This is a genomic window from Dyadobacter sp. (assembly GCF_039919315.1).
Lineage (GTDB): Bacteria > Bacteroidota > Bacteroidia > Cytophagales > Spirosomataceae > Dyadobacter.
On sequence record NZ_JBDSFX010000102.1, the window covers coordinates 248,512 to 272,068 of the forward strand.

At 46.3% G+C, this 23,557-nt stretch carries 17 protein-coding genes; 12 read left to right on the plus strand and 5 right to left on the minus strand.

Features of this window, described 5'->3' with window-relative positions; genetic code table 11:
• The first annotated feature begins 102 nt into the window (after positions 1–102).
• Together ABIO93_RS30615 and ABIO93_RS30620 are read left to right on the plus strand one after the other, a co-directional pair.
• On the plus strand, positions 103–1,266 hold the full coding sequence (locus ABIO93_RS30615) for a Gfo/Idh/MocA family oxidoreductase (RefSeq protein ID WP_348073842.1): 1,164 nt from the start codon (positions 103–105) through the stop codon (positions 1,264–1,266).
• Positions 1,267–1,307: 41 nt separating this feature from the next.
• Positions 1,308–2,666: an amidohydrolase family protein gene (locus tag ABIO93_RS30620; RefSeq protein WP_348073843.1), complete on the plus strand. Its 1,359-nt coding sequence runs from the start codon at positions 1,308–1,310 to the stop codon at positions 2,664–2,666.
• Here ABIO93_RS30620 and ABIO93_RS30625 read toward each other — a convergent pair whose 3' ends face one another.
• Both ABIO93_RS30625 and ABIO93_RS30630 read right to left on the minus strand, forming a co-directional pair.
• Positions 2,667–3,416 (minus strand): SDR family oxidoreductase, encoded by a 750-nt coding sequence (locus tag ABIO93_RS30625; protein ID WP_348073844.1) that lies wholly within the window; start codon positions 3,414–3,416, stop codon positions 2,667–2,669. It lies immediately after the preceding gene.
• A gap of 27 nt (positions 3,417–3,443) precedes the next feature.
• Entirely contained in the window at positions 3,444–4,292 is an 849-nt protein-coding gene (locus tag ABIO93_RS30630; protein ID WP_348073845.1) for an aldo/keto reductase, read from the minus strand.
• Between the two features lie 172 nt (positions 4,293–4,464).
• Here ABIO93_RS30630 and ABIO93_RS30635 point away from each other — a divergent pair, with 172 nt between their 5' ends.
• Positions 4,465–4,707, plus strand: coding sequence for a transcriptional regulator (locus tag ABIO93_RS30635; protein ID WP_348073846.1), 243 nt, complete (start codon positions 4,465–4,467; stop codon positions 4,705–4,707).
• Between the two features lie 4 nt (positions 4,708–4,711).
• On the opposite strand, the gene ABIO93_RS30640 is transcribed toward ABIO93_RS30635, so the two are convergent.
• Complete coding sequence (locus ABIO93_RS30640) at positions 4,712–6,835, minus strand: DNA topoisomerase 3 (protein ID WP_348073847.1); 2,124 nt, start codon at positions 6,833–6,835, stop codon at positions 4,712–4,714.
• A 621-nt stretch (positions 6,836–7,456) separates the two neighbouring features.
• Between ABIO93_RS30640 and ABIO93_RS30645 the strand changes: the two genes are divergently transcribed.
• Positions 7,457–7,717, plus strand: a complete 261-nt coding sequence (locus ABIO93_RS30645) for a hypothetical protein (RefSeq protein WP_348073848.1) — start codon at positions 7,457–7,459, stop codon at positions 7,715–7,717.
• 134 nt (positions 7,718–7,851) lie between these two features.
• Positions 7,852–8,844: a Fic family protein gene (locus tag ABIO93_RS30650; RefSeq protein WP_348073849.1), complete on the plus strand. Its 993-nt coding sequence runs from the start codon at positions 7,852–7,854 to the stop codon at positions 8,842–8,844.
• On the opposite strand, the gene ABIO93_RS30655 is transcribed toward ABIO93_RS30650, so the two are convergent.
• The gene (locus tag ABIO93_RS30655; RefSeq protein WP_348073850.1) at positions 8,809–12,489 is read right to left on the minus strand and encodes a BamA/TamA family outer membrane protein; all 3,681 of its coding nucleotides are present in this window, start codon (positions 12,487–12,489) and stop codon (positions 8,809–8,811) included. The genes ABIO93_RS30650 and ABIO93_RS30655 overlap by 36 nt on opposite strands.
• Positions 12,490–12,652: 163 nt before the next feature.
• Between ABIO93_RS30655 and ABIO93_RS30660 the strand changes: the two genes are divergently transcribed.
• From ABIO93_RS30660 to ABIO93_RS30675, 4 genes are all read left to right on the plus strand, one after another.
• Positions 12,653–13,351, plus strand: a complete 699-nt coding sequence (locus ABIO93_RS30660; RefSeq protein WP_348073851.1) for a response regulator transcription factor — start codon at positions 12,653–12,655, stop codon at positions 13,349–13,351.
• Positions 13,335–14,705 (plus strand): HAMP domain-containing sensor histidine kinase, encoded by a 1,371-nt coding sequence (locus tag ABIO93_RS30665; protein WP_348073852.1) that lies wholly within the window; start codon positions 13,335–13,337, stop codon positions 14,703–14,705. The genes ABIO93_RS30660 and ABIO93_RS30665 overlap by 17 nt, the downstream gene beginning before the upstream one ends.
• A 148-nt stretch (positions 14,706–14,853) precedes the next feature.
• Positions 14,854–15,312, plus strand: a complete 459-nt coding sequence (locus tag ABIO93_RS30670) for a hypothetical protein (RefSeq protein WP_348073853.1) — start codon at positions 14,854–14,856, stop codon at positions 15,310–15,312.
• A 49-nt stretch (positions 15,313–15,361) separates the two neighbouring features.
• A complete protein-coding gene (locus tag ABIO93_RS30675; RefSeq protein WP_348073854.1) occupies positions 15,362–16,270 on the plus strand; it encodes a bestrophin family ion channel in 909 nt (302 codons plus the stop codon).
• A 46-nt stretch (positions 16,271–16,316) separates the two neighbouring features.
• On the opposite strand, the gene ABIO93_RS30680 is transcribed toward ABIO93_RS30675, so the two are convergent.
• The gene (locus tag ABIO93_RS30680) at positions 16,317–17,192 is read right to left on the minus strand and encodes a hypothetical protein (RefSeq protein ID WP_348073855.1); all 876 of its coding nucleotides are present in this window, start codon (positions 17,190–17,192) and stop codon (positions 16,317–16,319) included.
• Positions 17,193–17,382: 190 nt separating this feature from the next.
• Between ABIO93_RS30680 and ABIO93_RS30685 the strand changes: the two genes are divergently transcribed.
• The 3 genes from ABIO93_RS30685 (at position 17,383) to ABIO93_RS30695 (ending at position 23,469) form a co-directional block, all read left to right on the plus strand.
• A complete protein-coding gene (locus ABIO93_RS30685) occupies positions 17,383–21,228 on the plus strand; it encodes a PVC-type heme-binding CxxCH protein (RefSeq protein ID WP_348073856.1) in 3,846 nt (1,281 codons plus the stop codon).
• An 82-nt stretch (positions 21,229–21,310) separates the two neighbouring features.
• A complete protein-coding gene (locus tag ABIO93_RS30690; protein ID WP_348073857.1) occupies positions 21,311–22,435 on the plus strand; it encodes a redoxin domain-containing protein in 1,125 nt (374 codons plus the stop codon).
• 26 nt (positions 22,436–22,461) lie between these two features.
• Positions 22,462–23,469 (plus strand): TIM barrel protein, encoded by a 1,008-nt coding sequence (locus ABIO93_RS30695; protein WP_348073858.1) that lies wholly within the window; start codon positions 22,462–22,464, stop codon positions 23,467–23,469.
• Positions 23,470–23,557 lie beyond the last annotated feature (88 nt).

The window sequence follows — 23,557 nt, forward strand, 5'->3', positions numbered from 1 at the left end:
CATTTGTAAGGGAGAGACATTTATAATGATGTCTTATCAAAAGCACATTATATATTCAGAATTTGTGCTTTACTAAGTAACCATCATATTCCCAATCTTGCAATGAAAGAGTCACAGGATAACCGCCGTCAGTTTATCAAAAATTCGGTGGGTACCGCCGCCAGCCTAATGATGATACCGGTATTAAGCAATGAAGTGTTAGCTTCGGTACCTGCCGAAACGACTGAACTGGTTCCAGCGGTGGCGATGCCGCCAAGAATTAAATTTTCTGTGATCGGCATTAACCACGGCCACATTTACGGTCAGGTCGAAGCAGTGACCAGAGGTGGTGGCGAACTGATTTCGTTTTATGCCAAAGAAGCAGACCTGGCGGCTGCATTTGCAAAACGCTACCCGAACGTGAAGCAAGCACAGAGCGAGGCGGAAATTCTGGGAGACAAATCCATTCAGCTGATATTGAGCTCGGGTATCCCTGACGAACGCGCTCCATTGGGTGTGAGAGTGATGAAGAGCGGAAAGGACTATATGGTTGACAAGCCTGGTATCACTTCGCTGGAACAGCTCGCACAAGTGAGGAAGGTTCAGAAGGAGACCAAGCGTATCTATTCGATTATGTACAGCGAGCGCCTGGAAAACCGCGCGACCATCAAGGCCGGCGAGCTGATTAAGGAAGGGGCGATCGGGAAGGTTGTACAGACCATCGGGCTGGGGCCGCACCGCATGAGTGGTAGCACGAGGCCAGAATGGTTTTTTGATAAAAAACGCTTCGGCGGTATTATATGCGACATTGCTTCGCACCAGTTTGACCAGTTCCTGTTTTTCACGGGATCTACCAAAGCGGAAATCGTTGCTTCTCAGGTGGGGAATGTAAATCATCCTCAATATCCTAAATTCGAGGATTTTGGGGATACAATGCTGAGAGGAAACGGAGGAGCAGGCTACATTCGTGTCGATTGGTTTACGCCAGATGGCCTTAAAACCTGGGGAGATGGACGTTTGACTGTACTGGGAACGGAAGGTTACATTGAAATTCGTAAAAACATTGACATAGCCGGCAGGGAAGGAGGAAACCACCTTTTCCTGGTTAATAATAAAGACACACAATACATTGATTGCAGCAAGACCGAATTGCCGTATGGCCGCCAGCTTGTGGACGATGTACTGAACCGAACTGAGACAGCGATGTCGCAGGAACATTGTTTTCTGGCTACGGAACTGGCGTTGAAAGCGCAGAAAAATGCGCAGAATGTAGCTACGCTGAGCTAAAAATCCATCAATATCCGTCCGCTCACTTAATCCATCTCACTATGAAACTGAGTTTGATTTTCGGCATTCTCCTCGCAGGCACAGCCTGCGGACAGGAGCTTGTCAGTAATGCTGATCGGGAGATCGTTTTCACCTCTGTCAATGTAATTCCAATGGACCGGGAGACGGTTCTGAAGGATCAGACGGTGGTTGTTAAGAGCGGACGGATTACAGCTTTGGGCGAAAGTTCCAAGGTAAAATACGGAAAGAATGCGCTGATCGTGAACGCGAAGGGCAAGTACCTGACGCCTGGCTGGTCGGAAATGCATGCGCACGTGCCGGCCGTGGACGATCTTGGGCCTATGAAAGAGGTACTCATGCTCTACCTTGCCAACGGGATCACGACGATCCGCGGTATGCTGGGTAACGCGAAGCATCTGGAATTAAGAGATAAGGTTAGGAAAGGAGTAATCCTCGGCCCTAATTTTTACACCACCGGCCCTGCATTCAGCGGCCAGACTGTGAAAACAGCGGCGAGAGGAATTGAACTGGTTCAAGAAGAAAAAGCTGCCGGATACGACTACTTGAAGTTGCTTCCCGGTCTGACGAAAGAAACATTCCCCGGTATCGCCAAAACCTCCAAGGAACTGGGTATCGGCATGGTCGGGCACGTTTCGTTCAGTGTGGGAGTTTGGGCTGCGATTGATGCCGGTTATTCTTCCATTGATCACTTGGACGGTTTTGTGGAAGCGATCACGCCGGGCATTGATACGCTTGCGGAGCAGGAAACCGGTCTTTTCGGAACCTGGATTGCCTACTCTGTTGATACTACCAGAATTCCTGCACTGGTAAAAGCATTAAAAGAGAAAAATATCAGGGTAGTGCCTACACAAGCCATTGCGGAGCGCTGGTTGTCACCGCTGCCAGCCAGTACTTACGAGAAGGATCCGGATTTGAAATACATGAAACCGGAAGATGTAAAAAACTGGATGAATGCAAAAAATGGCTACGCTAACAATGCGAAATTCAGTAAAGAACACGCCGAGGCTTTTGTCAATATTCACAGGAAACTGATCCTGGCTTGCCAAAAAGGGGGCGTACAACTCATGCTTGGTTGCGATGCGCCACAGGTCTTGAATGTACCCGGCTTTGCCACGCATCACGAATTGAAGTATTTGACACTGGCAGGACTCACGCCATTTGAAGCATTGCAAACCGGAACCGTGAATGTGGCCGACTATCTCAAAAAGGTTGATTCAGGAGTGATTAAAACCGGTAATGTATCCGATCTGGTGCTTTTGAATGGCAATCCCTTGGAAGATATCAGCCAGACGAAAAATATTGAGGGCGTGATGATCGGTAGTAAATGGTTGCCCAAGTCCTACCTGCAAGCCGAGTTGAAAAAGCTGGAAAAGCAGTAACTACTCTTCGTAAATCATTTTGCGGGTCATTCCCCCGTCGATAACCAGATTGATACCTGTAATGAAATCATTGGCAGGGTCGGTCAGGTAGAGACACGCCCTCGCGATATCTTCGGGCTTTCCGACGCGGCCTGCCGGATGCTGAATGTGGTCAGTCGGTTTCAGTTTTTGATAATCACCAGTTTCAATCCACCCCGGACTGATTGCATTCACCGTGATCTTGTCAGGCCCCAGCGAGATCGCAAGTGCATGTGTGAGGGCCAGAATTCCACCTTTGGAGGCCGCATAAGCTTCCGTGTTCGGCTCGGACATGAGTGCCCGTGTTGAAGCAATGTTGACAATTGAGCCTTTTTTGCCCATACTCATCACTTTTGCAACTTCCCGCGCACATAAAAATGTACCGCGCAGATTGGTATTAATGACATAGTCCCAATCCTCCACCGAAAGATTATAGGGTGAATCATTTCTTCCAAGACCGGCATTGTTAATGAGCACATCGATATTACCCAACTCGTTGTGTTCTTCCTTCACAGCCTGGACAATGTCGCCGGGAACGGTAAGGTCTATTACCCGGGATATGATCCTGAACCCTTCCTTTTCCAGTTTCGCCTGAATCTTTCGCAGCCCGTTAGCATCACGGTCCCACATCACGACGGTCGCGCCCTGACGAGCATATTGTTCGGTAATGACGCTTCCAATGCCATTTCCTGCACCGGTCACGATCACAACTTTATTTTGGTAGGTTAACATTTCATTTTGCTTAAATGCGAGTCGGTACTATTCAGAAAGTGATGCAAAATCCTCGTCAGACAGTTCAATGCTTGCTGCTCCCAAATTTTCATTCAAATGTTCAAGCGAGCTTGTACCGGGTATCAGCAAGATATTGGATGCACGTTTGGCCAGCCAGGCCAATGCAATCTGCGCAGTGGTAGCCTGGTGTTTTTCGGCAATACTGGTGATCTTGCTTTTTAATTTATCCGGCCCCGAAGCCAGCGGATACCATGGGATAAATGCCATACCACGCTGAATGGTGTAGTCCAGCACACTTTCCCACTGCCTGCTGCCCAGGTTATATAAGTTTTGCACAGATACGATTGGTGTAACCTTCTCAGCGCTCTCGATCTGGCTGACGTCCACTTCCGAAAGACCTACATAGCGAATTTTACCAGCTTTTACAGCGTCTACCACGGGGCCAAGCGTTTCAGCAATAGGAAATTTGGAATCGAAACGGTGCAGCTGCCATAAATCGATCACATCGACTTTCAAACGTTTCAGGCTTCCTTCGATGGCTTCCTTAATGTGTTTGGGGGCGCCATTTACCACCCATTTATTGGGCCCTGTTCTCTCAAAACCGCCTTTTGTGGCTATTAATAGATTTTTCGGATAAGGGTGCAAAGCGTCTGCGATGAGCACTTCGTTGGTATGCGGGCCGTAAGAATCGGCTGTATCTATAAAATTCACTCCGGATTCGACGGCTGCCTGCAATACTTTTTTTGCGATTTCCCTGTCCGGCGCGTCTCCCCAGACTCCTTTGCCGGTCAGCTGCATTCCGCCATATCCCAGTCTGTTGACCTCAATATCCCCGCCGACTTTGAATGTAGCCGCACTTTCTGTTGTGGAACTCATGTTACTTTTGTTAAAGGTTATTCATTTTAAACCAATGGCTGCGATTATTCATTCACTATTTGGCTGTCATATATATTAATTTCAGGTCACAAATGTCACGCCAGCGATTATTTGCCATTTAACCGCCTGGCATAGTTTTGTTCGAAGTAAGGTAACCAAATGGATTACTGCAATGACTACGACCATATATGAAGACCGGGCGCGCGAGCTGGTTACGGAAATTTTACAAATTATTGAAGCGAAAGGATTGAACCTGGCAAATGCTTTGCAGGAAGCAGGTATTTCGGAAAAATCTGCTGATCATTTTATTAACCAAAAAGGTATTCCCAGCCTTTCCGAGTTTATTGCGTTATGTCAGATATCAGGCATTTCGTTTCACTTGCCTTCCATTGAAACGCCTAATACGGCAATGTGAGGCATTAGCTGCCGACTTCAAAATTGAATTCGCCATTCATGATTAGTTTGGCGTCGATCGTTTCTGGGTTTCCCGGAATTTGCAGGCCTTTTATTTTAGTGGTTTTGCCTTTGCTCAGCAGGTCGAACACATTCTTGTCGGTCAGTTTTTTACCCAAAAACTCGAAGGGTATCTTAAAACCGCATACCTGGAAATTCGCGCAGCCATAAGCCGTTTTTCCCTTTTTGAGCAAATGTTGCTTGCATTTGGGGCAGGTGAGGGTTTCTATGGAGATTTCTTCTTTTGGCTCTTTGGGTTTGGCCTCCTTTTTTAATTTTTCCTCTTTTTCAACGGGTACTTCTTCTGCAATCGTGATCGCCCGGGTACGGTTACTTTTTACTTCCTGAGTGAGGTCGACCACCATTTGAATGAGCTCCTGTTTGAAGGTTTCCATTTCATATTCACCTTTTTCGATTAGCCGAAGCTTGCGCTCCCAGTTTCCGGTCAATTCCGCACTTTTCAATAACTCATTTTGAATGGTATCAATCAGATCCATGCCGGTTTGAGTAGCGAAGATATTTTTCTTCTTTTTCTCAATGTACCTGCGTTTGAAGAGCGTTTCAATGATGTTGGCGCGGGTGGAAGGTCGGCCTATGCCATTGTCCTTCAAGAGCTCGCGCATTTCTTCGTCTTCTACCTGTCTTCCGGCGGTTTCCATTGCGCGCAGCAATGTTGCCTCCGTGTAGGCTTTCGGTGGAGTCGTTTTTCCCTGATGCACACGCGGCTCATGCGGCCCTGTTTCTCCGACCTCGAAATTGGGCATGACTTTTTCCTCGTCTGCGGCCTCCTTTTTCGCACTGGCATCATTGGCATAAACTGCCCGCCAGCCCGGTTCCAATATCTGCTTTCCGGTAGCTTTAAATTCAACCTGCCCAACTTTTCCCAAAACAGTGGTGTTGGAAACCTTACATTCAGGATAAAATGCGGCTATAAACCGGCGGACGATCAGATCATAAATGCGTTTTTCATCCTGACTGATATGGTTCGGTAAAACGCCGGTTGGAATAATGGCGTGGTGGTCTGTTACTTTTTTATCATCAAATACCGTCTTGGATTTGGGTATCGGTTTTTCCAGAATGGAAGCAGTGTACTGCGCGTAGTAAGTCAGTTCCCGCATGATTCCTTCAATCTTGGGGTGCAGGTCCTCGGACAGGTAAGTAGTATCGACCCTGGGGTAGGTCACAAATTTTTTCTCGTAAAGATTTTGAATGTGTTTTAATGTGTCTTCTGCCGAATAACCGTATTTTTTGTTTGCTTCAACTTGCAGGGAAGTCAGGTCAAAAAGCCTTGGATTACCTTCCTTGGCTTCCTTTTTCTCAAATGATGTGATTTCAAAGTCGTGTTGCAGCAGATAGGCGAGTCCCTTATTGGCTTTCTCTGCGCTCCGCATCCGGTCAATGGTTGCGGTAAATTCGGTTTCCCGGTAAATGGTTTTTAACTCCCAGTATTCTTCGGAAACGAATGCATCAATTTCTTTCTGTCGCTGGACAATGAGCGCGAGGGTAGGGGTCTGTACCCGTCCTATTGAAAGTACTACTTTTCCCTGCCCGAATTTCTTGGTGAAGAGCCTCGTGGCGTTCATTCCCAATAACCAGTCGCCAATGGCCCGTGCGCTTCCGGCAGCATATAAATTGTTGTACTGCTCGCTATCCTTCAATTTCTCAAAACCTTCGCGAATGGCCTGCTCTGTCAGGGACGAAATCCATAGCCGCTTCACGGGCACCGCACATTTGGCTTTCAATAACACCCATCGCTGGATCAGCTCGCCTTCCTGGCCTGCGTCACCACAATTAATCACTTCTTCACAGGCTTGTATCAAATGTTCGATCACGCCAAACTGCCTGACGGCACCCGGATTGTCAATAAGCTTGATGCCGAAGCTGGATGGGATCATGGGCAGGTCTTCCAGCCGCCAGGATTTCCATCTTTCCGTGTAGTCGTGTGGTTCTTTTAATGTACAGAAATGCCCGAATGTCCAGGTGACCTGGTATCCGTTTCCTTCGTAATAACCGTCCTTTCGCTGATTAGCTCCGATTACATTCGCTATGTCTTTTGCTACACTAGGCTTTTCAGCGATACAAACTTTCATATTATTCTTTACAAACGGCATTACTCAGAGATCCGCCATGCTTGATAAACCCGGTTTTGCTGATACTGAGGTTGGCAAAGTTTGTGATTTTTATTGAAACTATCGCACCAGATCGGGGCAATCCGCGGGCCGATTGATCCGTCTCCCGCATCCCACATCCTATGCGAATCGGTTAAAATCAACCGAATACTCAATATTTTAAGGTTTTCTGAAAAAATTTTAAAAATATTTTTTGATGTGAGAGACGTGTCAGGGCGAAAAATTTGGTGAATTTCCCTATTGGTATTGTACACTCCGAATATTATTTGGTCAGCAAAGGCAATTGTAAAATTTAATAACAGTCTTCCTCAACGGACAATAATAAGGTAGTAAGGTCGCTTATCGTAACAAAATCTTTTTAAGCGACAAATCGTTAAAATAAGTAACTTTTAAATTTTGTATCTTTAAATAATACCATTTTTGTTTACCATTGCTTTGTGTGTTTTTAATGATTTTTTGGCCAATTTGGCCGAATATAGTTTTGTTATTACTGGCACTGAACGTTTGTATTCAGAATATTGTAGTATATTTGTATCACAATTAGAGACAAGAACAAGAACAAAACAATAAACACTATTACCAATGAAAAATGCAAAAAACATGTTAGCCGTAGCCTTGATGGTAATCGCTAGCGCAACTTATGCCAACGCTAATAACTCCACATATAAAGTTGAAGAGAAAGTTAAGGTTACAGTTTTGAACAAAGCGTTGCCAGCATCGCTTCCAGTTTTGGAAAGCCCTGCGCCACAAAACGCAAAAGCAACTAATGACACCAATAAACATAGTGCAACACAAAAAGCAGCTATCGTAGGACTTCAGTTAAAAAGTACTGTTACGAAGTAATTCAAATAAGCCTTGATTAGAAGGTTTTGTTGCCAATTTGATTTAAAAATGGGAGAATATTCTTCCATTTTTTTTTGTGCCTGGATGTTTTTGGAAGGGGGATTTCTTAGACCAGAATGAAAATTGTATCTTTGATGATGTTTAATTTAGAGCTATCCGATATTAATGAACTGCAACCTGTTTTTGACAGGTTACTTGCCAAAAGAGACCAAATCAATCGATTTCGGCCGCTTCCGGAATCGGTATTGAGAAAAATTAAAGAAGGTCTCAATCTGGAATGGACTTATAATAGCAACAGTATCGAGGGCAATACACTGAATCTTCGGGAAACGCAACTGATACTTCAAGAGGGTATTACAATCAAAGGGAAATCGTTAAGGGAGCACTTTGAGGCTCACAATCATGAAAAGGCGATTAATTACCTGTATAGTCTGGTAAATCCGGAATATGCGATGCGTAGTATTGATATTTTGTCTCTTCACGGGTTAGTTTTGAGAAGTATTGAAGACGATTTTGCGGGGCGGATCAGAAATGCCGGGGTGCGGATTGTGGGTGCGAATTTTACACCGCCTAATGCGAAAAAGGTTTCAGATTTGTTGGACGAGCTTGTGGAGTTTACTAATTCTAATCCATTGGGTTTAAACGACATCGTTTTGTCGACCATTTTTCATCATAAACTGGTTTGGATACATCCATTTTTTGATGGTAATGGCAGGACTGTGCGGTTGGCGATGAATTTGCTTTTAATGCGATCGGGTTTTCCTCCCGCTATTATCCTTAAAAATGATCGTAAAAAATACTATGATGCGCTCAATCAGGCCAATAAAGGGCAGTATCATAAACTTTGCTTGCTGATGACGCAGGCGCTGGAACGAAGCCTGAATATTTACCTCAATGCATCGCCGGGCTATGACCGGGACTATGAGCCGATTACCCGGATTGTGATGGAGGAAGCGGTTCCCTATGGGGCCGAATACGTAAGCTGGCTTGCGCGCCAGGGGAAAATTGATGCTTATAAAGAGGGGCGTAACTGGCTGACTACGAAAGAAGCTGTTGCTGATTATGTGAAGAATAATAAAAAGGCTAAGGGACTACCTAAAAAAGCTCCCGATCGAGATCATGAGTAGCAGGGATTCTTCTTTGGAGGTCCCTGCACTGATATTGAAGGCAAATTGCTCGCGGAACGGCGTGATGTAAAAACCACCGCCATAGCCCTGGTGCCAATAGTTGGCACTCGAAGGGTCCGTATCAGCCCATACCCGTCCTACGTCATAAAAACCCCGGATTCCGATCTTCAAGGGGATAAATGTGTTCTTTGTTTCGGTCAGCTGGTAGCGCAGCTCAGTATTCAGGAACGCTTTCGATTCGCCTGTAAACCTGTTTCTTTTATAACCTCCAAGATCATTCAATTGCCCCAGTGAGAAGAGCTTGTAGAACGGTAGCTGGCCACTGGTAATGCCTCCGCCAAGCCGCAAGCCGAAGGTCAGTGGATTTTTGCTGTGCGTGGAAGCGTACTGTTCCAGTTCGAGGTCGGAAATAGAGAATATCTTATCATCGGATTTGGAAACATGGCCGACGTGCTGGGTTAGCTGCACCCGAAATCCTTTTTCAGGTAATGACGCCCTGTCACGGAAGTCGAGGTTCAGGATTCCTTTCGCATAAAGCAGATTAACTTTTTGGACTCCAAATACATCGGGATTATCAAACAAATAACTGTTGTTTCTCTTGATCCCTTCGTCGATTTCATAATTGGCCGTCAGCTCGATCTTGCTTTGCTTCCAGAACTGGCGGAGAGCTCCTGCGGAGGCTGATATCGAGTTGTATTGCGCCCGGTAGTAATTGCTTTGCCGTTCCGTGTTTTTCTTCGTGTCGTTTCCTACTCCAAAGAAAAAATTATAGTTCAGCGGTCTTGAAACTGCGATCTGAGAAATTCCATCCCATTTGCCGATCAACTGCCGGAACTGATTGGCGTAGCTGAACTCGTAATTTCCCTTGATACTGACCGACGCTTTGAATGTATGTTTGGAAGAAAAATCAGGCTTAGCAAAGCGTTGGCGCGTGAATGTCACGCCGCCGTGCACCGCGAGCCCTGTGAAAGGATTGTAGGTTACCAGCCCGATCGGCAGATAAGTGTTGTATTTAAAAGCCTTCCTGTCGTATTCGTATAAATGCTCATCCTTGGGCTGTATTTTCCGTCCATCGGTCCCAAGGTCCAACCTGCCGTTTTCATCTTTTTCATAAACCAGGGTCGCAGTGCCGCCGCTTTTTACATGAGAATGATCCGTCACGGAATCGTCACCACCGCCGCTGATTACCCGTACGAGGATCGATTTTGCAGATTCTCCTTCGATCTCGAAAACATCATCACCCAGCAAGCCGAAGAGCCTTATTTCGCGGGTTTCATCTGTATTAAATGTTCTGTGGTAATATATCTTGGAAGGTATCGGCTGCTTACTATCTTTATTTACATCAAAAACAGTAACCGACACTGAACCGTCGGCAAAGCGTTTAACTTTAAAATATTCAGCCTTATTGGAGCCTACAATATCCACTTCTCTGGCAAGCAGCTCATAATACTGCGCTGCGTAGGTTTGCAGGTCCTTTATTCTGATTTTTAGTTTCCGCTCGATTTCCTTTCCATCTTTTGCATAAATTTCAACAGGCATTTTTTGGATGGCGGCTGTAATATCAGCCTCTGAAATAGCGTCCTGGATTTCTTTTGCGGCCAGCACCCAATCGTTTTTTGTCAGCTCATTTCCAACGAACCGATCCAGGTGACGAGCCTGCCACATCAGGCTGCGGAGTCCCACAATGCGCTCGCCGAAATTTTCACCATTCGGCATACCCCATTCACGGTCTGCAAGCCAGGGAATGATGCCGTCCCACCTTGAAAACGCATGATCGCGGTCCCGGGGAATCGGACGGAACAATTCGCCATCTTTATCTTTATATCCCGCCCATTTCCAATTATCCTCGTGTTTGCTCCAATCTCCGATCCACAAATCAAAGATCCTGGCCCGCGCGAATTCCCGGTGGTCGACGCGGTTGTCGTGGTCGTGGTAGAGCTTGTCAAATAGTTTGAAGCTTTTTTCAATGTCTTTGGCGCGGCCAAAAATTTTATCTTTCTCAATTTTATCAGTCGGCCGCTCTTCCAGCATGCCAAACAGGTTTCCGTAATCATCCTTGAAAGTGCCTAGCTTATTGTCTTTGGGCAAAACATATAACTCTGGCGAAGCATGCAGGATGCCGATTTTATCCAAAAGGGGCGCGACCGCCATTGCGCCGTAAGGTTGTTGCGTAGAAGTTTGATCTTTCAAAACCTGGGACACAATGGTACCCCTCAACTCATAGCTCAGCGCGCGGAACGGATCTTTGTTAACCGACCGGAATACATATTCCTTACCATTGCCAGCTACCAGTTTCAGAGAGGTAGTTTGCCTGCCGCCACCTTTTCCGTTGATCACCAAACCTTGAAAAGTAGTGTCCATGTTCAGGTAGGGTACTTTCACGGGCACTGTCCAGGAGTCGCGGTAATGCTTACCCAGCCAGCTTTCTTTGAAATTTCCACTGGCATATTCGGCGCCGCCGGCTATGATGGTGTCGTTACGATGAGCTACTTCCATTTTGTCGGCTGGTTTCGCTATATTTTTGCAGGGTTGGAACAATGTATTTTTAATGTTCGCGCCGGAATTTTCACAGGCGGATTGCATTAAGATATTACCGTGTTCCTTTTCCAGCTTGCCGTTGTTGATGATGAAATGCTGATAGGCTACGGCCCCATTGTTCTTGTAATCAATTTCTATAAAACCGGTTTTCGATGATGCCAGCGGTATTTTTTTACTTTTGGCAACATAGTTACCCTCCGCGATTGCCCCGCTATTGATGTAGAAATTCTGTCCTTTTTTAGAAATAGATTGATTGCGCTCGTGCCCTGACGCGAAGATCAGGGAAGAGTAATCCTGCAAAACACCATCGAGCTTATACCGGAATGCGTCAAACTGCTCATTGATAATGTCTTTATGGGTTCCCACATTTTGCCGGAACGCTACCATTGCATTGCCTATCAGCGGCGGGAATAAATAGGAAGTGGCGGGAAACCTACCTCCGTAATTCCCTAACGATTCGAGTGGGAAATGGGAGAGTAACATTACATTTTTGTTATTGACTTCGTCCAACGTTCCCTCCAATTCTTCAATAAAATTGTCGGTATCGGCTATGGAACATACATCTGAGGAAGGAATTGGCTTTTCGTGCGGGTGATTCCACCATTGTGAGTTGATGATGACAACTTCCAATGTGGGCAGTGAAAACGTCCATGGACCAGGACAGCCGTGCTCGATAAAAATGTGAAAACGATTATGTTTATTTTGTTTTAATGCTTTATCGAGTGCCTGTACTTTTTTCCAGCCGTCGTGGCCCGAATCCTGCCAGTCCCGGTCCCCTTGGTTCAGTAGCATTTGCAGCTGCGGACTGCGGTCGAGGACGCTATGGGCTTTGAGTTTCCAGTTTATAATCTGCTCAGTTGAAAAGGATTCCGGAAAAATATCGCCGTTGAGTACCCACAACACCGGGCCGGGACTGCTGGCAAGGTATTGATCCATCAAGTCAAATAATTCGTCAGGATTTTTGAGGTCCGCCGTATTGCCGGTCAGCACTACTTTCAGATCTGCGGATTGAACTTGAAATGCAAGTAAAATCATTGCTAAAAAGGTCGTCACCGTCCGTAGAAGCGTAAATGTTTGAGGAGACGTCGAGTGTAAACGTGTTTGCAAAGTCCCGGAATTTGAATGTTAAATGATTTTACAAGTTAGCATGATTTTTGGCAGTTGTAAAGGTTGGATTTATGGTAAATGTTGTATGTATGAATTATAATGCAGTTTTTTGGCGTTAACTCCACTGACAGATCCTTCAATTTGTTTTAAAATTAGTGCATGCATGAAGCTTTTGCTTATCGAAGACGAACCGAGTGTGATATCGCTGATTCAAAGGAGCCTTTCCGCGTCCGGTCATGAAATTACGGTAGCTATGGATGGCCAATCGGGCCTGGAAATGGCGCTTCGACATGCATTTGACATTATTATTCTCGACTTAATGCTTCCTGTCATCAATGGCATGGAAGTGTGTCGGCGGCTGCGTAACGCTCAGTCAATCACGCCTATACTGATGCTTACCGCGCTGGGGACCACTGAAAATATCGTTTCGGGGTTGGACGCCGGGGCCGATGATTATATGACCAAGCCATTCAAGCTGGCTGAGCTGGAAGCCCGTCTGCGGACGCTGGCACGTAGGGGTAAGGAGCCGGAAAAAGAGAAAAATCAGGATTTACTCGTGCTTGGCGATCTTGTATTGGATAAGGTAACGAAAACCGTTAAACGCAAAGGACAGCTGATCGATCTGACGGCTACGGAATTCAGGCTGCTGGAATACCTGCTCAACAATACCAACCGCGTGCTGAACCGGATGGAAATCCTTGAAAATGTCTGGGATATCAATTTTAACCTGGGTACCAATGTAGTAGATGTTTACATTAACTATTTGAGAAAGAAAATTAATAAAGATCACCCTGTCAAACTCATACATACGGTTTTTGGGATGGGATATGTAATCCGGGAAACTTATGAAGATCCAAAATAAAATTGCGCTGATCTTCACGATCCTGTCAGGGGCTATTATCATGGCTCTAAGCGTTTTTATCTACATTTTCGGCTCTGAAAGCATTTCCAGCAGCTTTTTTCACCGACTGGAAGTCCGTTCGGACATTGTGGGGCATGCGGCGGCGGAGGAGAATAAGTCAAAAACCTCTATGTATTATGACTTCAAGGAAAAGCACCTTGGCGACCTCCCTTTTGAAAAGCACCGGGTTATTTGGAGTGGAGATTCTGTTAAGACACGGCATTTTAAAAAGAAATTGCAGCTGCCCGAATCATTTTACAAAGACATTGTAGCAGGTACCCCCACGCGTTTTTTCAGGGGCGATACTTCTTATGTGGGCCTGGGAATAAGTAAAGGTGACCAGAAATTAGTGATCATTTCTTCGGCGGTAGACCTTTTCGGGCTGGCAGAGATGGATAATCTCAAAAATCTGTTGCTCATTGGGTTTCTGATTTCCATGATCTTTGTTTTTACTTTTGGAAAACTCTTTTCAGCCCAGGTATTTAATCCGATCCGGCGCATTATCCGGAATGTGAAAGGCATTAATGCTCATAATCTGCATCAGAGGCTGGTTAATGACGGCAGCGAGGACGAGGTTGCAGACTTGTCGAGCACATTCAATGACATGCTCGATCGTCTTGAAATTACATTTGAAATACAAAATAACTTTGTCAGTAATGCTTCACACGAGTTCAGAACTCCGCTCACGGTGATCAGCGGCGAAGCCCAGCTAGGTCTTGCTGTATCTGGGCTTCCACCTGCCGCCAGAGAATCATTTAATACAATTTTGCATGAAGCTGAGAAACTGGAACATCTCACCAGTAGTATGTTAAGCCTGGCCCAGACGGGTTTTGATGGAAAAAAAGAGCAATGGGGCATTCTCAGGATCGACGAGCTGATCCTCTCCGTAAAAGAAGCAGCAGACATGATTATGCCGGCCAACCACATTAAAATTGATTTCGATAACCTGCCCGACGATGATGAAAAACTGAGCCTGAACGGCAACGAAACGCTATTGAAGGCCGCTTTGACCAACATTGTTCTTAATAGTTGCAAGTACTCTGATAACAAGCCTGTTGACATTCAGATCAGTGCCAATCAAACGAATATCATCGTGGAGGTTATTGACCATGGCATCGGCATTCCAGACAAAGAGATCGGGCAGATTTTTGTACCCTTTTTCCGCGCTTCGAATACAGTGAAGTACAAAGGCTATGGAATTGGGCTGCCTCTGGCCAACAACATTATCCGCATGCACCAGGGCAGCATCCAGGTGCTTAGCCAGGTAGGCGAGGGTACCCGTTTCAGCATTCAGCTGCCTATCCGCTACCAGTGATTCACATCAGATCTTAATATTCTCATCTCATTCTAATAACTCTCTCACCGTATTATAACCCGGCTTTTAGCCCGTGCTAATATCTCTGCGCTAACATTGCATTATCAAATTTTATGGTAAATGTATTGTTAATCAAAAAGATAGAAATATGAAAACGGTTATGGTTCCCAGTGATTTCAGCCCCGAGTCAGTTCAGATAGCGGAGGCGCTTGTGAGAGATTCCACACAAGAGGTGCGTTTGGTTTTTACACATCTTTTTCACGTTGCGGACGACATTCAGGATCTCCTTTTTTCGAATTACCGCGAAAAGGAATATGAATTGGTATCCGAAGATTTCTGGCGGGAATGCAGGGTATTGAAAGGTTGCAACGAACCCAAACTGAAAAGCATCCGCGTTGCTTTTTACTACGGCAACAAGCTCGCTTCATTCAAGAATTTCCTGGATGCAAATGAAATAGATTGCATTGCCTACTCCGAAAACTACGGCGTTCCAAAGCTTAGCAAAAGTAGTCTTGACGCGCTGCCAGTGATCAAAAAGGCTGGTATCCCATTGCTGAACACGGACCTGATCCGAGTGTCGGAGCTTTCTGGTTCAGATCGTTACTAGTTATTGAGAGCAAGCTGAGAAAACATTCATTCGACGAACAAACTAAGATATGCTGCTTAAAAAGAACATTCCGATCCGATATATTTTTGGTAAGATCAAATATGAAATCCTGTTTGTAACGATTTACGGATTTGCGATTGAGATCATTTACCAGAATTTTCACATTACTAACATTTCAATTCCCTTAACCGTGCAGACGGTATTGGGGACGATTATATCCTTGTTGCTGGCTTTCCGGTCCAACCAGGCCTACGACCGCTGGTGGGAAGCGCGCATTATCTGGGGAGCCATTGTGAATGATTCCCGGACACTGGGCCGACAGATTATCTCCCTGATGGAGAGTCCTTTCGAGCCGGACCACATTGAAGCTTTCAAGCATCGCATGATCAAACGCCAGATCGCCTGGTGTTATGCCCTTGGAAAAGGCCTGCGTAGGGACGATCCAATGCCGCTGATCCGCAAGTTTGTTTCTGAGGAAGAATACGAATTTGTGAAAGACTACGATAACAAGCACGTGGGCCTGATCCAGCTGCACGCACGAGATCTGAACAATGCATTGAAGCAAGGATGGATCAATCCATATCAGCAGGTGGAGATCGATCGCACGATAACGCGACTATGCGACTCGATGGGTAAGGCTGAGCGGATCAAGAATACGGTTTTTCCGGCCACTTATAGCCTTTACATTCATCTGGCGCTGCATTTCTTTATTATACTGCTGCCATTTGGGCTGGTTGATTTGTTCGGATTTCTGATGGTACCGGTATTGATCGTGATCACGGCTTGTTTTTTTCTGATTGAGAAAATGGCCATTCATCTGCAGGACCCGTTTGAAAACAAACCGACTGACACGCCAATGCTTTCCATTTCGCGTAATATCGAGCGTGATTTGAAACAAATGATGCAGGATCAGCAGGTACCTATGGCTTTTCAGGCCGACAAATTTTATATTCTGTAGTAAGGTTCAAAACGGATGCCGTGGATGTAAAAGTCCGCGGCAACTGCTATTTCAGACCATTGTGAATGTCTGTCAGGATGTTGGAATCATCCCTTACCCAGTTTCCGGTAGCGTGCTTTTTATGGTCGCTGTACCGGAGATAATCCTCAAACATACCGTATGCTTGCAATGCGTTTTCTCTCGAATAAAAGCTGTTTATCCACGTCTGCGGTATCTTTTTCCTCTCTACAACGCCAATACCGACATTGTAAAACTTAATGATGCCTTCCGAAAATTCTTTTGAAACATACACCTGTTCCCTTGCACCCGCCGCTTTGAGGATACGAATGTTATGTAGAATGTAATTTTTCAACCGGTCCCGGATCTGGCGCTCGTTCTCATTCTCGGTGGGTTTGAGGCGCCATTTATTATTTTCAGCATAAAACGGATCTTCCTTAAACTGGTCGGATCGTCGTGCATTTTCAATGAGCGAGATGGAATTGTCCTGCGAAAATTCGAAAGTGAGCATTCGTAGTCCATTTACACCTACTCCAAATGCGGTCCTGATCTCTTCTGTTTTCTTATTGGAAGTTAAAAATACCGATTCGGTAAGGCTATCGTATGACCATGTGCCAAAACTATACTCGCCATTGTCCTTAATCTGCGTAAATGTCCCATCCTGGAAAAAGGACATCATCAGGTCCTGATTTTTGGGAGGCCTTTGAAACTCCACGTGCGCTTGCCCTGTCATCGCCGGATCAGAATCATTTACTTCGGTAAGTCGCCAGGAACCATTCAAATTGCTGCTTCTGGGCAAAACAGCATCTTTCAAAGCATCCCTGCCAAGCCTGATCGCATCCCTTTTTCCGGTGCGGTAAATTATTCCATGATGTTGCATCATGGTAATGATGATGAAGAGTATAATGAGTTTAACAGAAGTCATTTTTCAGAATTTTTGACCGGGCTGCTTCCTTATAAATTTAAAAAAATCTTTCCTAAAAGTCCTAATCTGACGCTACGGCCGGGCACATTTACTATTTGTGAGTATTTCCGTAGCTGTTCCTACTTATCCTAACCATAATAATATCCTTTGAAATCAAGATAAATCTGATCAACCCATTATCAGACAGCGTATGAATATTGTCAGGTCCGCCCCGCTTTTTGCTATTTTCCTTCTACTTTATTTCGGTTATGATTTCCGGCCATCCGGAAAGAAAGCCTCATTGCCTGTCGCTGAGGAAGTGCCGCTGCGCATTGTTCAAAACGAAAAAGAGGAAACAATCAGCATCTTTCGGGGTAGTGAAAATAAGCCTATTTTGACACAAAATGCGAAAGCAAATTTTCGGCCTTACCTGCATCCCATTGTCGCGCCGGACGGAAAAGGTGTACTAACCGAGTACAGCCCGGGGCATCATAAACATCAAACCGGCATTTACTGGGGATATACCAGGGTGAATGGAAGAGATTATTTTCACCACCCCGAGGGAGATTACTGGCGCCGTGTATCGGCCAAAGTGATTGAAGCAAAAGGTACGGAAGTGAAGTGGCAGACGGTTTACGACCTGCTGGACTCGACTGGCGCTGCTGTATTGACCGAGACTCAAAACTGGTCCATGCGACAAAAAGACGGCAAATATTTACTGGATCTGGAATGGAACGGGGAGGCAAAAGCGGAGGTAACTATCGGAAAATACGACTATGGTGGGCTGTTTGTGAGAATGCCCTGGAAAGAAGGTATCAAGGGGGAGGTAGTGAATGCCGCCCGGCAAAAAAATGAAAAAGCGGAAGGACAAGCAGCCATGTGGGTGGACATTGGCATGCAGGTGGAAGGCAGAGATGACCTGGCGCACATTGCAATCCTAGACCATCCCGAAAATAAAGGTTATCCGCAAACCTGGCGTGTGGACGGTCAGCTCGGGGCAGGCCCGGCGCGGGCGCGCAAGGCTGATTGGCACATTAAAAAAGGCGAAACCGAAGTCATTAAGCACGAACTGGTGATTTACAGCGGCGAGTTCAGTGATGTGAAGCTGAATAAAACTTTTGGAGAATTTATAGGTAATAATGGTACTTATAACACCGCTGCACTCTGGGCGATTGCGCAAAAAGAGGGTAGGGAAGCCAAGTTTCTGAGTGCACAGGAAGCAGTGGCTGCGATGACCATCAAAGACGGTTTTCAGGTAAATGCCTGGGCTTCGGAACCTATGATGACCCAGCCCATGGCGTTTTGCTGGGACGACCGCGGGCGGATGTGGATCGCTGAAAACAAGGATTATGAATCGCGCGGAAAAGGTTTTTCCAACTCGGGTGAAAGTCGGATCCTGATCCTGGAAGACACTGACCATGACGGTGTGGCTGATAATAAAAAGGTTTTTATGGAAGGTATCGCGTTTCCCTCCGCGCTGGCGGTGGGGTTTGATGGTGTGTTCATAGGCGCGCCGCCTAACCTGCTTTTTGTACCCGATAAAAATGGTGACGATAAAGCCGATACGGACCAAATTGAAGTGCGCCTGACTGGCTGGGGAATCCGCGACCGGCACGAGACATTGAACAGCTTTCACTGGGGGCCTGACGGCTGGCTGTATGGATTACAGGGTTTTGCGACACCATCAAAAGTTGGCAAACCGATCGGTAAGGGCAAGATTTATAAGCACAACGATGCTTTTCCAGAAGACATGAAAGTAGAGGATGGCGTGGATATCAATGGCGGCGTTTGGCGGTACCATCCTACCAAAAACAAGTTTGAAGTAGTAGCGCATGGTTTCAGCAATCCTTGGGGGATCGACTATGATGCGAAAGGGCAGTTGCTGATCACGGCCTGCGTTATTCCCCATTTGTGGCATGTGATTCCGGGCGGGATTTACCACCGGCAGGGCGGCCAGCATTTCAATCCTTATGTTTACAATGATATCAAAACCATTGCCGACCATACTCACCGGTCGGCGCATGGCGGGGCGAGGGTGTACCTGTCCGACGCATTTCCGGAGTCGGAAAAAGGAAAGATTTTCATGGCTAACATTCATGAGCATGGTATTCTGTCGGACATTTTGGTTCCGAAAGGATCGGGTTTCAGCGGCAAGCATGGCGATGATTTTATGATGGCCAACAATGCGCAATGGGTAGGATTTAGTATGGAAGTGGGGCCGGAAGGGGCATTATATGTACTCGACTGGCACGATGCGGACATTTGCGGCTCGGATGTATTGAATTCAGAAACGGGGCGGATATTCAGGATTACGCCTAAAAGTTCATTGGCAGAAAACTGGAAGGGACGCTATGACGACCTGAACAAAATGACTGATATGCAACTGGCAGACCTGCAGACCAGCAAAAGCGAATGGCACGCCCGACGAGCTAGGCTTATCTTGCAAAACCGGATTGCAAAAGGAAAAACCGATCGGGCAGCATTGGATAAGCTAACCAGTATTTACAAATCAAATGCAAACGCTGACTATCGGCTACGGGCGATGTGGGCATTGCAGGTGACTCAAAATCTGGATCAGAAAACATTGTTAGCTGCACTGAATGATAAGGACGATTATGTTCGCGCCTGGGCAGTTCAGTTTTTGTGCGAGGACGAGAAACCGTCACAAGAAACAGTTTCGAAATTCACAGAAATGGCTATCAAAGATGCGTCCCCTGTTGTGCGGCTGTACCTGGCATCGGCACTGCAAAGAATGAATGCTGCTTCGAAATGGAATGTTGCTGCCGGTTTGGTAGCCCATTCGGAAGACACGGAAGATCATAACATTCCCAAAATGATTTGGTATGGAATTGAGCCATTAGTAAAAGAAAACCCGTCGAAAGCATTGGAACTGGCTTCGAAAACTAAAATCCCAATGCTTACACAGTTCATCGCCAGACGCGCCGTGGATGCGGACCAGCTTCCGACATTGGTGGCAGCCATTGGAAAAGCGTCTGTCAACAGAATGAATTTGCTGGAAGGAATGCGCGATGGTTTGGAGGGCAGGACGGACATTAAAACCCCGGCGAGTTGGAATGCGGTTTATACCAAATTGAAACAATCAGATAAAAAATCGGCGGCGCTGGCATTGGAATTGTCGCGACAATTCGGCGATACCGAGGCTGCAAAAAGTGATCTGGCTGCTCTGGTTAACAAAAATGCGCCGGTTGACCAGCGTACCAAAGCATTGCGCTCACTTGCCAGTCGTCAGCGGCCTGAACTATTGGCTGAATTGCCGAAGCTTTTGAATGACAATGATTTGCGGCTGGATGCGATCCGGGCGGCGGCGGGCTACGATAATGAGCCACTTGCCAAATTACTGATCGAGAATTATCCCAAATTCAATGCGGCTGAAAAATCAGAAATCATTCAAACTTTGGCATCTCGATCCAAATCGGGTTGGCTGCTTACTCAGGCCATTTCGAAAAATACAATTCCCAAAAAGGACGTCCCTACCTACGTTGCACGGCAATTGCGCCGGGTGGTAGGAAGTGGTTTTGTGGAGGTTTGGGGGCCGATTGACCATGTAGCTTTTGATGAAAAGGCATATAAAAAATACAAAGGCCTGCTAACAGACAAAACCGTTGCGGAGGCTAGCAAAAGCCATGGACGAATGGTTTTCCAAAAAACCTGTGCGCCGTGCCACAAACTATACGGCGAAGGCGGCATCATCGGCCCGGAACTGACTGGTTCCAATCGTGCTAACCTGGATTATTTGTTAGGTAACATCCTTGACCCCAGCGGAGAAATCCAGGACGACTATAAAATGGTGGTTGTCACAACGCGTGACGGTCGTACTTATGTAGGAAATGTTGCCAAGGAAACGGAGCGCCAGGTAACGCTTAGGATCGTGGGGCAGGACGCGGTGGCGATCAATAAATCCGACATTCAAACCCGCGAAGTGACGCCGGCTTCCATGATGCCTTCGGGACTACTGGAATCGTTGAGCGACAAAGAAGTAAGTGAGCTGGTCGCATATTTGAAAACTTCCGCCCAGGTTGAGGTGCCAAAGAAGTAAGAATATGGGATAAAAACAGTAATTTATTGCAGCGTAGCTACTTTTGGTTTAAATTACTACTCAAACCAAAAAGGAGTTTCTTATGCGTGCATCTTACAAGATTTTAATTGCTCTGTTTGTTTTCGCATCATTAATCAATGTTTGCTTTGCCGAGCAGCCCGCTACTTTGAAAACCGGGGCTGCGGCTCCGGATTTTAACCTGCTGGGTACTGACGGTAAACGTTATACATTGAAAAGTTTTGTCGGCTCACCCGTACTGGCCATTATTTTTACCTGCAATCATTGCCCCACCGCTCAGGCTTATGAGGAACGGATCAAAAAGCTAACCGCTGATTTCAAGGCCCAAAAAGTAGCAGTAGTCGCCATATCCTCCAACGATCCGAAAGCGATCCGGCTGGACGAACTCGGCTACACCGATCTCAGCGATACTTATGAAGAAATGAAGCTGAGGGCGAAAGATATGAGCTACAACTTCCCATATCTTTTTGACGGCAATGATCAGAAAATAGCCAATGCTTACGGGCCGGTTGCTACGCCGCACATTTTCATTTTTGACAAAGAACGAAAACTACAATACAACGGGCGCATTGATGATGTCGAAAAACCGTCAGGTACTCCTAAAAACATTGACGCAAGAAATGCAATTGAAGCGTTACTGGCTGGGAAACCGGTACCCGCTCCCACTACCAAAACCTTTGGGTGCTCCATGAAATGGATTTCAAAAGAACATGGCGTGCAGGACGAGCAGGCTGGCTGGGCCAAGGAAGCAGTGAGTTTGGAAACCATTGATGAAGCGGGAATCAGAGAATTGATACAAAATAAATCGGACAAGCTTAGGCTGATCAATGTGTGGGCGACCTGGTGCGGGCCGTGTGTCACGGAGTTTCCGGACTTTATGACCATGCACCATATGTACCGTGGACGGGATTTTGAATTTATTTCAATCAGCGCGGACAGTCCTGACAAGAAGGATAAAGCACTCAAATTCCTGCAAGGCAAGCACGCTTCCAACAAGAATTTTATTTTTAATGTAGACGATAAGTATAAGCTGATCGAAGCAGTAGATCCCAAATGGCAGGGCGCTTTGCCTTATACATTGCTGGTGGAGCCGGGTGGTAAAATCGTATACGCCGGGCAGGGGCCTATCAACCCGCATAAAATGAAGAAGATCATTGTGGAAAATAAGTATGTTGGCAGATATTATTAAGCGTTTATAAACTTTAACCTGACCTAATGGAAAATCAAGAAATTTCAAGACGCCGGTTCCTGGGTGCATCGGCATTGGCAGCGGCAGGCTTTGCGCTCGTGCGTGTTCCTGTTTTCGGCGCGCCAGCCTATATCAAAAATCTGGGCAAACCTAATTCTCTCTTCAACGGAGTACAGGTAGGGGCGATAACTTACTCCTGGCGCAGCATGCCAGGCACTGCCGAAGACATTCTGAAATATTGTATCGATTGTAATATCAGCGCGATAGAGTTAATGGGCCCCACAGGAGAGCAGTTTGCCGGAGCGCCCGAGGCTCCGCCGCGTCCCAATATGGCCCCGGCTGCCAACGGACAGCGTCCGGAAATGACAGCGGAACAAAAAGCTGCTATGGCGGAGTACGGTACCAAAATGGCTGAATGGCGTTCTAAGGTTTCTATGGATAAGTTTGTGCAGCTACGCAAGATGTATAGTGACGCCGGCGTGAGCATTTATGCATTCAAACCGTCTGCATTGGGAGAGAAAAATACCGATGCAGAAGTTGATTATGCATTCCGTGCTGCCAAGGCGTTGGGGGCAAACCAGGCCAATATTGAACTACCTAACGACCCGGCTCAAACCAAACGCCTGGGCGACATTGCTGCTAAAAACAAGGTTTATGTAGGCTACCACGGCCATACCCAGCAAACGCCAACCTGGTGGGATACTGCATTGGGCCAGTCGAAATACAATGCAATGAACTTTGATATGGGACATTATGTGGCTGCCGGATTCGATCCGATTCCTTTGATCGAAGCAAAACATGATCATATCGTGAGTATGCACGTGAAAGACCGTAAGTCGAAGGCCAATGGTGGTGCCAATGTGGTTTGGGGAGAAGGCGACACGCCGATTACTGCTGCATTGGAGCTCATGCGGGCTAGAAAATACAAATTCCCTGCGACGATCGAGCTGGAATACGAAATCCCGGCCGGATCGGATCCAATCAAAGAAACCGCTAAATGTGTAGAATACGCCAGAAAAGCACTAGGCGCCTGATACAGTACATAAGTTCAAATGACGTTGCCGCCGCTGATCTGATCAGTGGCGGTTTTTTTTTGTTTTATATTACAAATTGGCCTCATTT

What these genes read in the sequence shown, in the direction of transcription:
- ABIO93_RS30615 (WP_348073842.1), top strand. Translation starts at nt 103, where the DNA reads ATGAAAGAGTCACAGGATAACCGCCGTCAGTTTATCAAAAATTCGGTG.
- ABIO93_RS30620 (WP_348073843.1), top strand. Translation starts at nt 1,308, where the DNA reads ATGAAACTGAGTTTGATTTTCGGCATTCTCCTCGCAGGCACAGCCTGC.
- ABIO93_RS30625 (WP_348073844.1), bottom strand. Translation starts at nt 3,416, where the DNA reads ATGTTAACCTACCAAAATAAAGTTGTGATCGTGACCGGTGCAGGAAAT.
- ABIO93_RS30630 (WP_348073845.1), bottom strand. Translation starts at nt 4,292, where the DNA reads ATGAGTTCCACAACAGAAAGTGCGGCTACATTCAAAGTCGGCGGGGAT.
- ABIO93_RS30635 (WP_348073846.1), top strand. Translation starts at nt 4,465, where the DNA reads ATGACTACGACCATATATGAAGACCGGGCGCGCGAGCTGGTTACGGAA.
- ABIO93_RS30640 (WP_348073847.1), bottom strand. Translation starts at nt 6,835, where the DNA reads ATGAAAGTTTGTATCGCTGAAAAGCCTAGTGTAGCAAAAGACATAGCG.
- ABIO93_RS30645 (WP_348073848.1), top strand. Translation starts at nt 7,457, where the DNA reads ATGAAAAATGCAAAAAACATGTTAGCCGTAGCCTTGATGGTAATCGCT.
- ABIO93_RS30650 (WP_348073849.1), top strand. Translation starts at nt 7,852, where the DNA reads ATGATGTTTAATTTAGAGCTATCCGATATTAATGAACTGCAACCTGTT.
- ABIO93_RS30660 (WP_348073851.1), top strand. Translation starts at nt 12,653, where the DNA reads ATGAAGCTTTTGCTTATCGAAGACGAACCGAGTGTGATATCGCTGATT.
- ABIO93_RS30665 (WP_348073852.1), top strand. Translation starts at nt 13,335, where the DNA reads ATGAAGATCCAAAATAAAATTGCGCTGATCTTCACGATCCTGTCAGGG.
- ABIO93_RS30670 (WP_348073853.1), top strand. Translation starts at nt 14,854, where the DNA reads ATGAAAACGGTTATGGTTCCCAGTGATTTCAGCCCCGAGTCAGTTCAG.
- ABIO93_RS30675 (WP_348073854.1), top strand. Translation starts at nt 15,362, where the DNA reads ATGCTGCTTAAAAAGAACATTCCGATCCGATATATTTTTGGTAAGATC.
- ABIO93_RS30680 (WP_348073855.1), bottom strand. Translation starts at nt 17,192, where the DNA reads ATGACTTCTGTTAAACTCATTATACTCTTCATCATCATTACCATGATG.
- ABIO93_RS30685 (WP_348073856.1), top strand. Translation starts at nt 17,383, where the DNA reads ATGAATATTGTCAGGTCCGCCCCGCTTTTTGCTATTTTCCTTCTACTT.
- ABIO93_RS30690 (WP_348073857.1), top strand. Translation starts at nt 21,311, where the DNA reads ATGCGTGCATCTTACAAGATTTTAATTGCTCTGTTTGTTTTCGCATCA.
- ABIO93_RS30695 (WP_348073858.1), top strand. Translation starts at nt 22,462, where the DNA reads ATGGAAAATCAAGAAATTTCAAGACGCCGGTTCCTGGGTGCATCGGCA.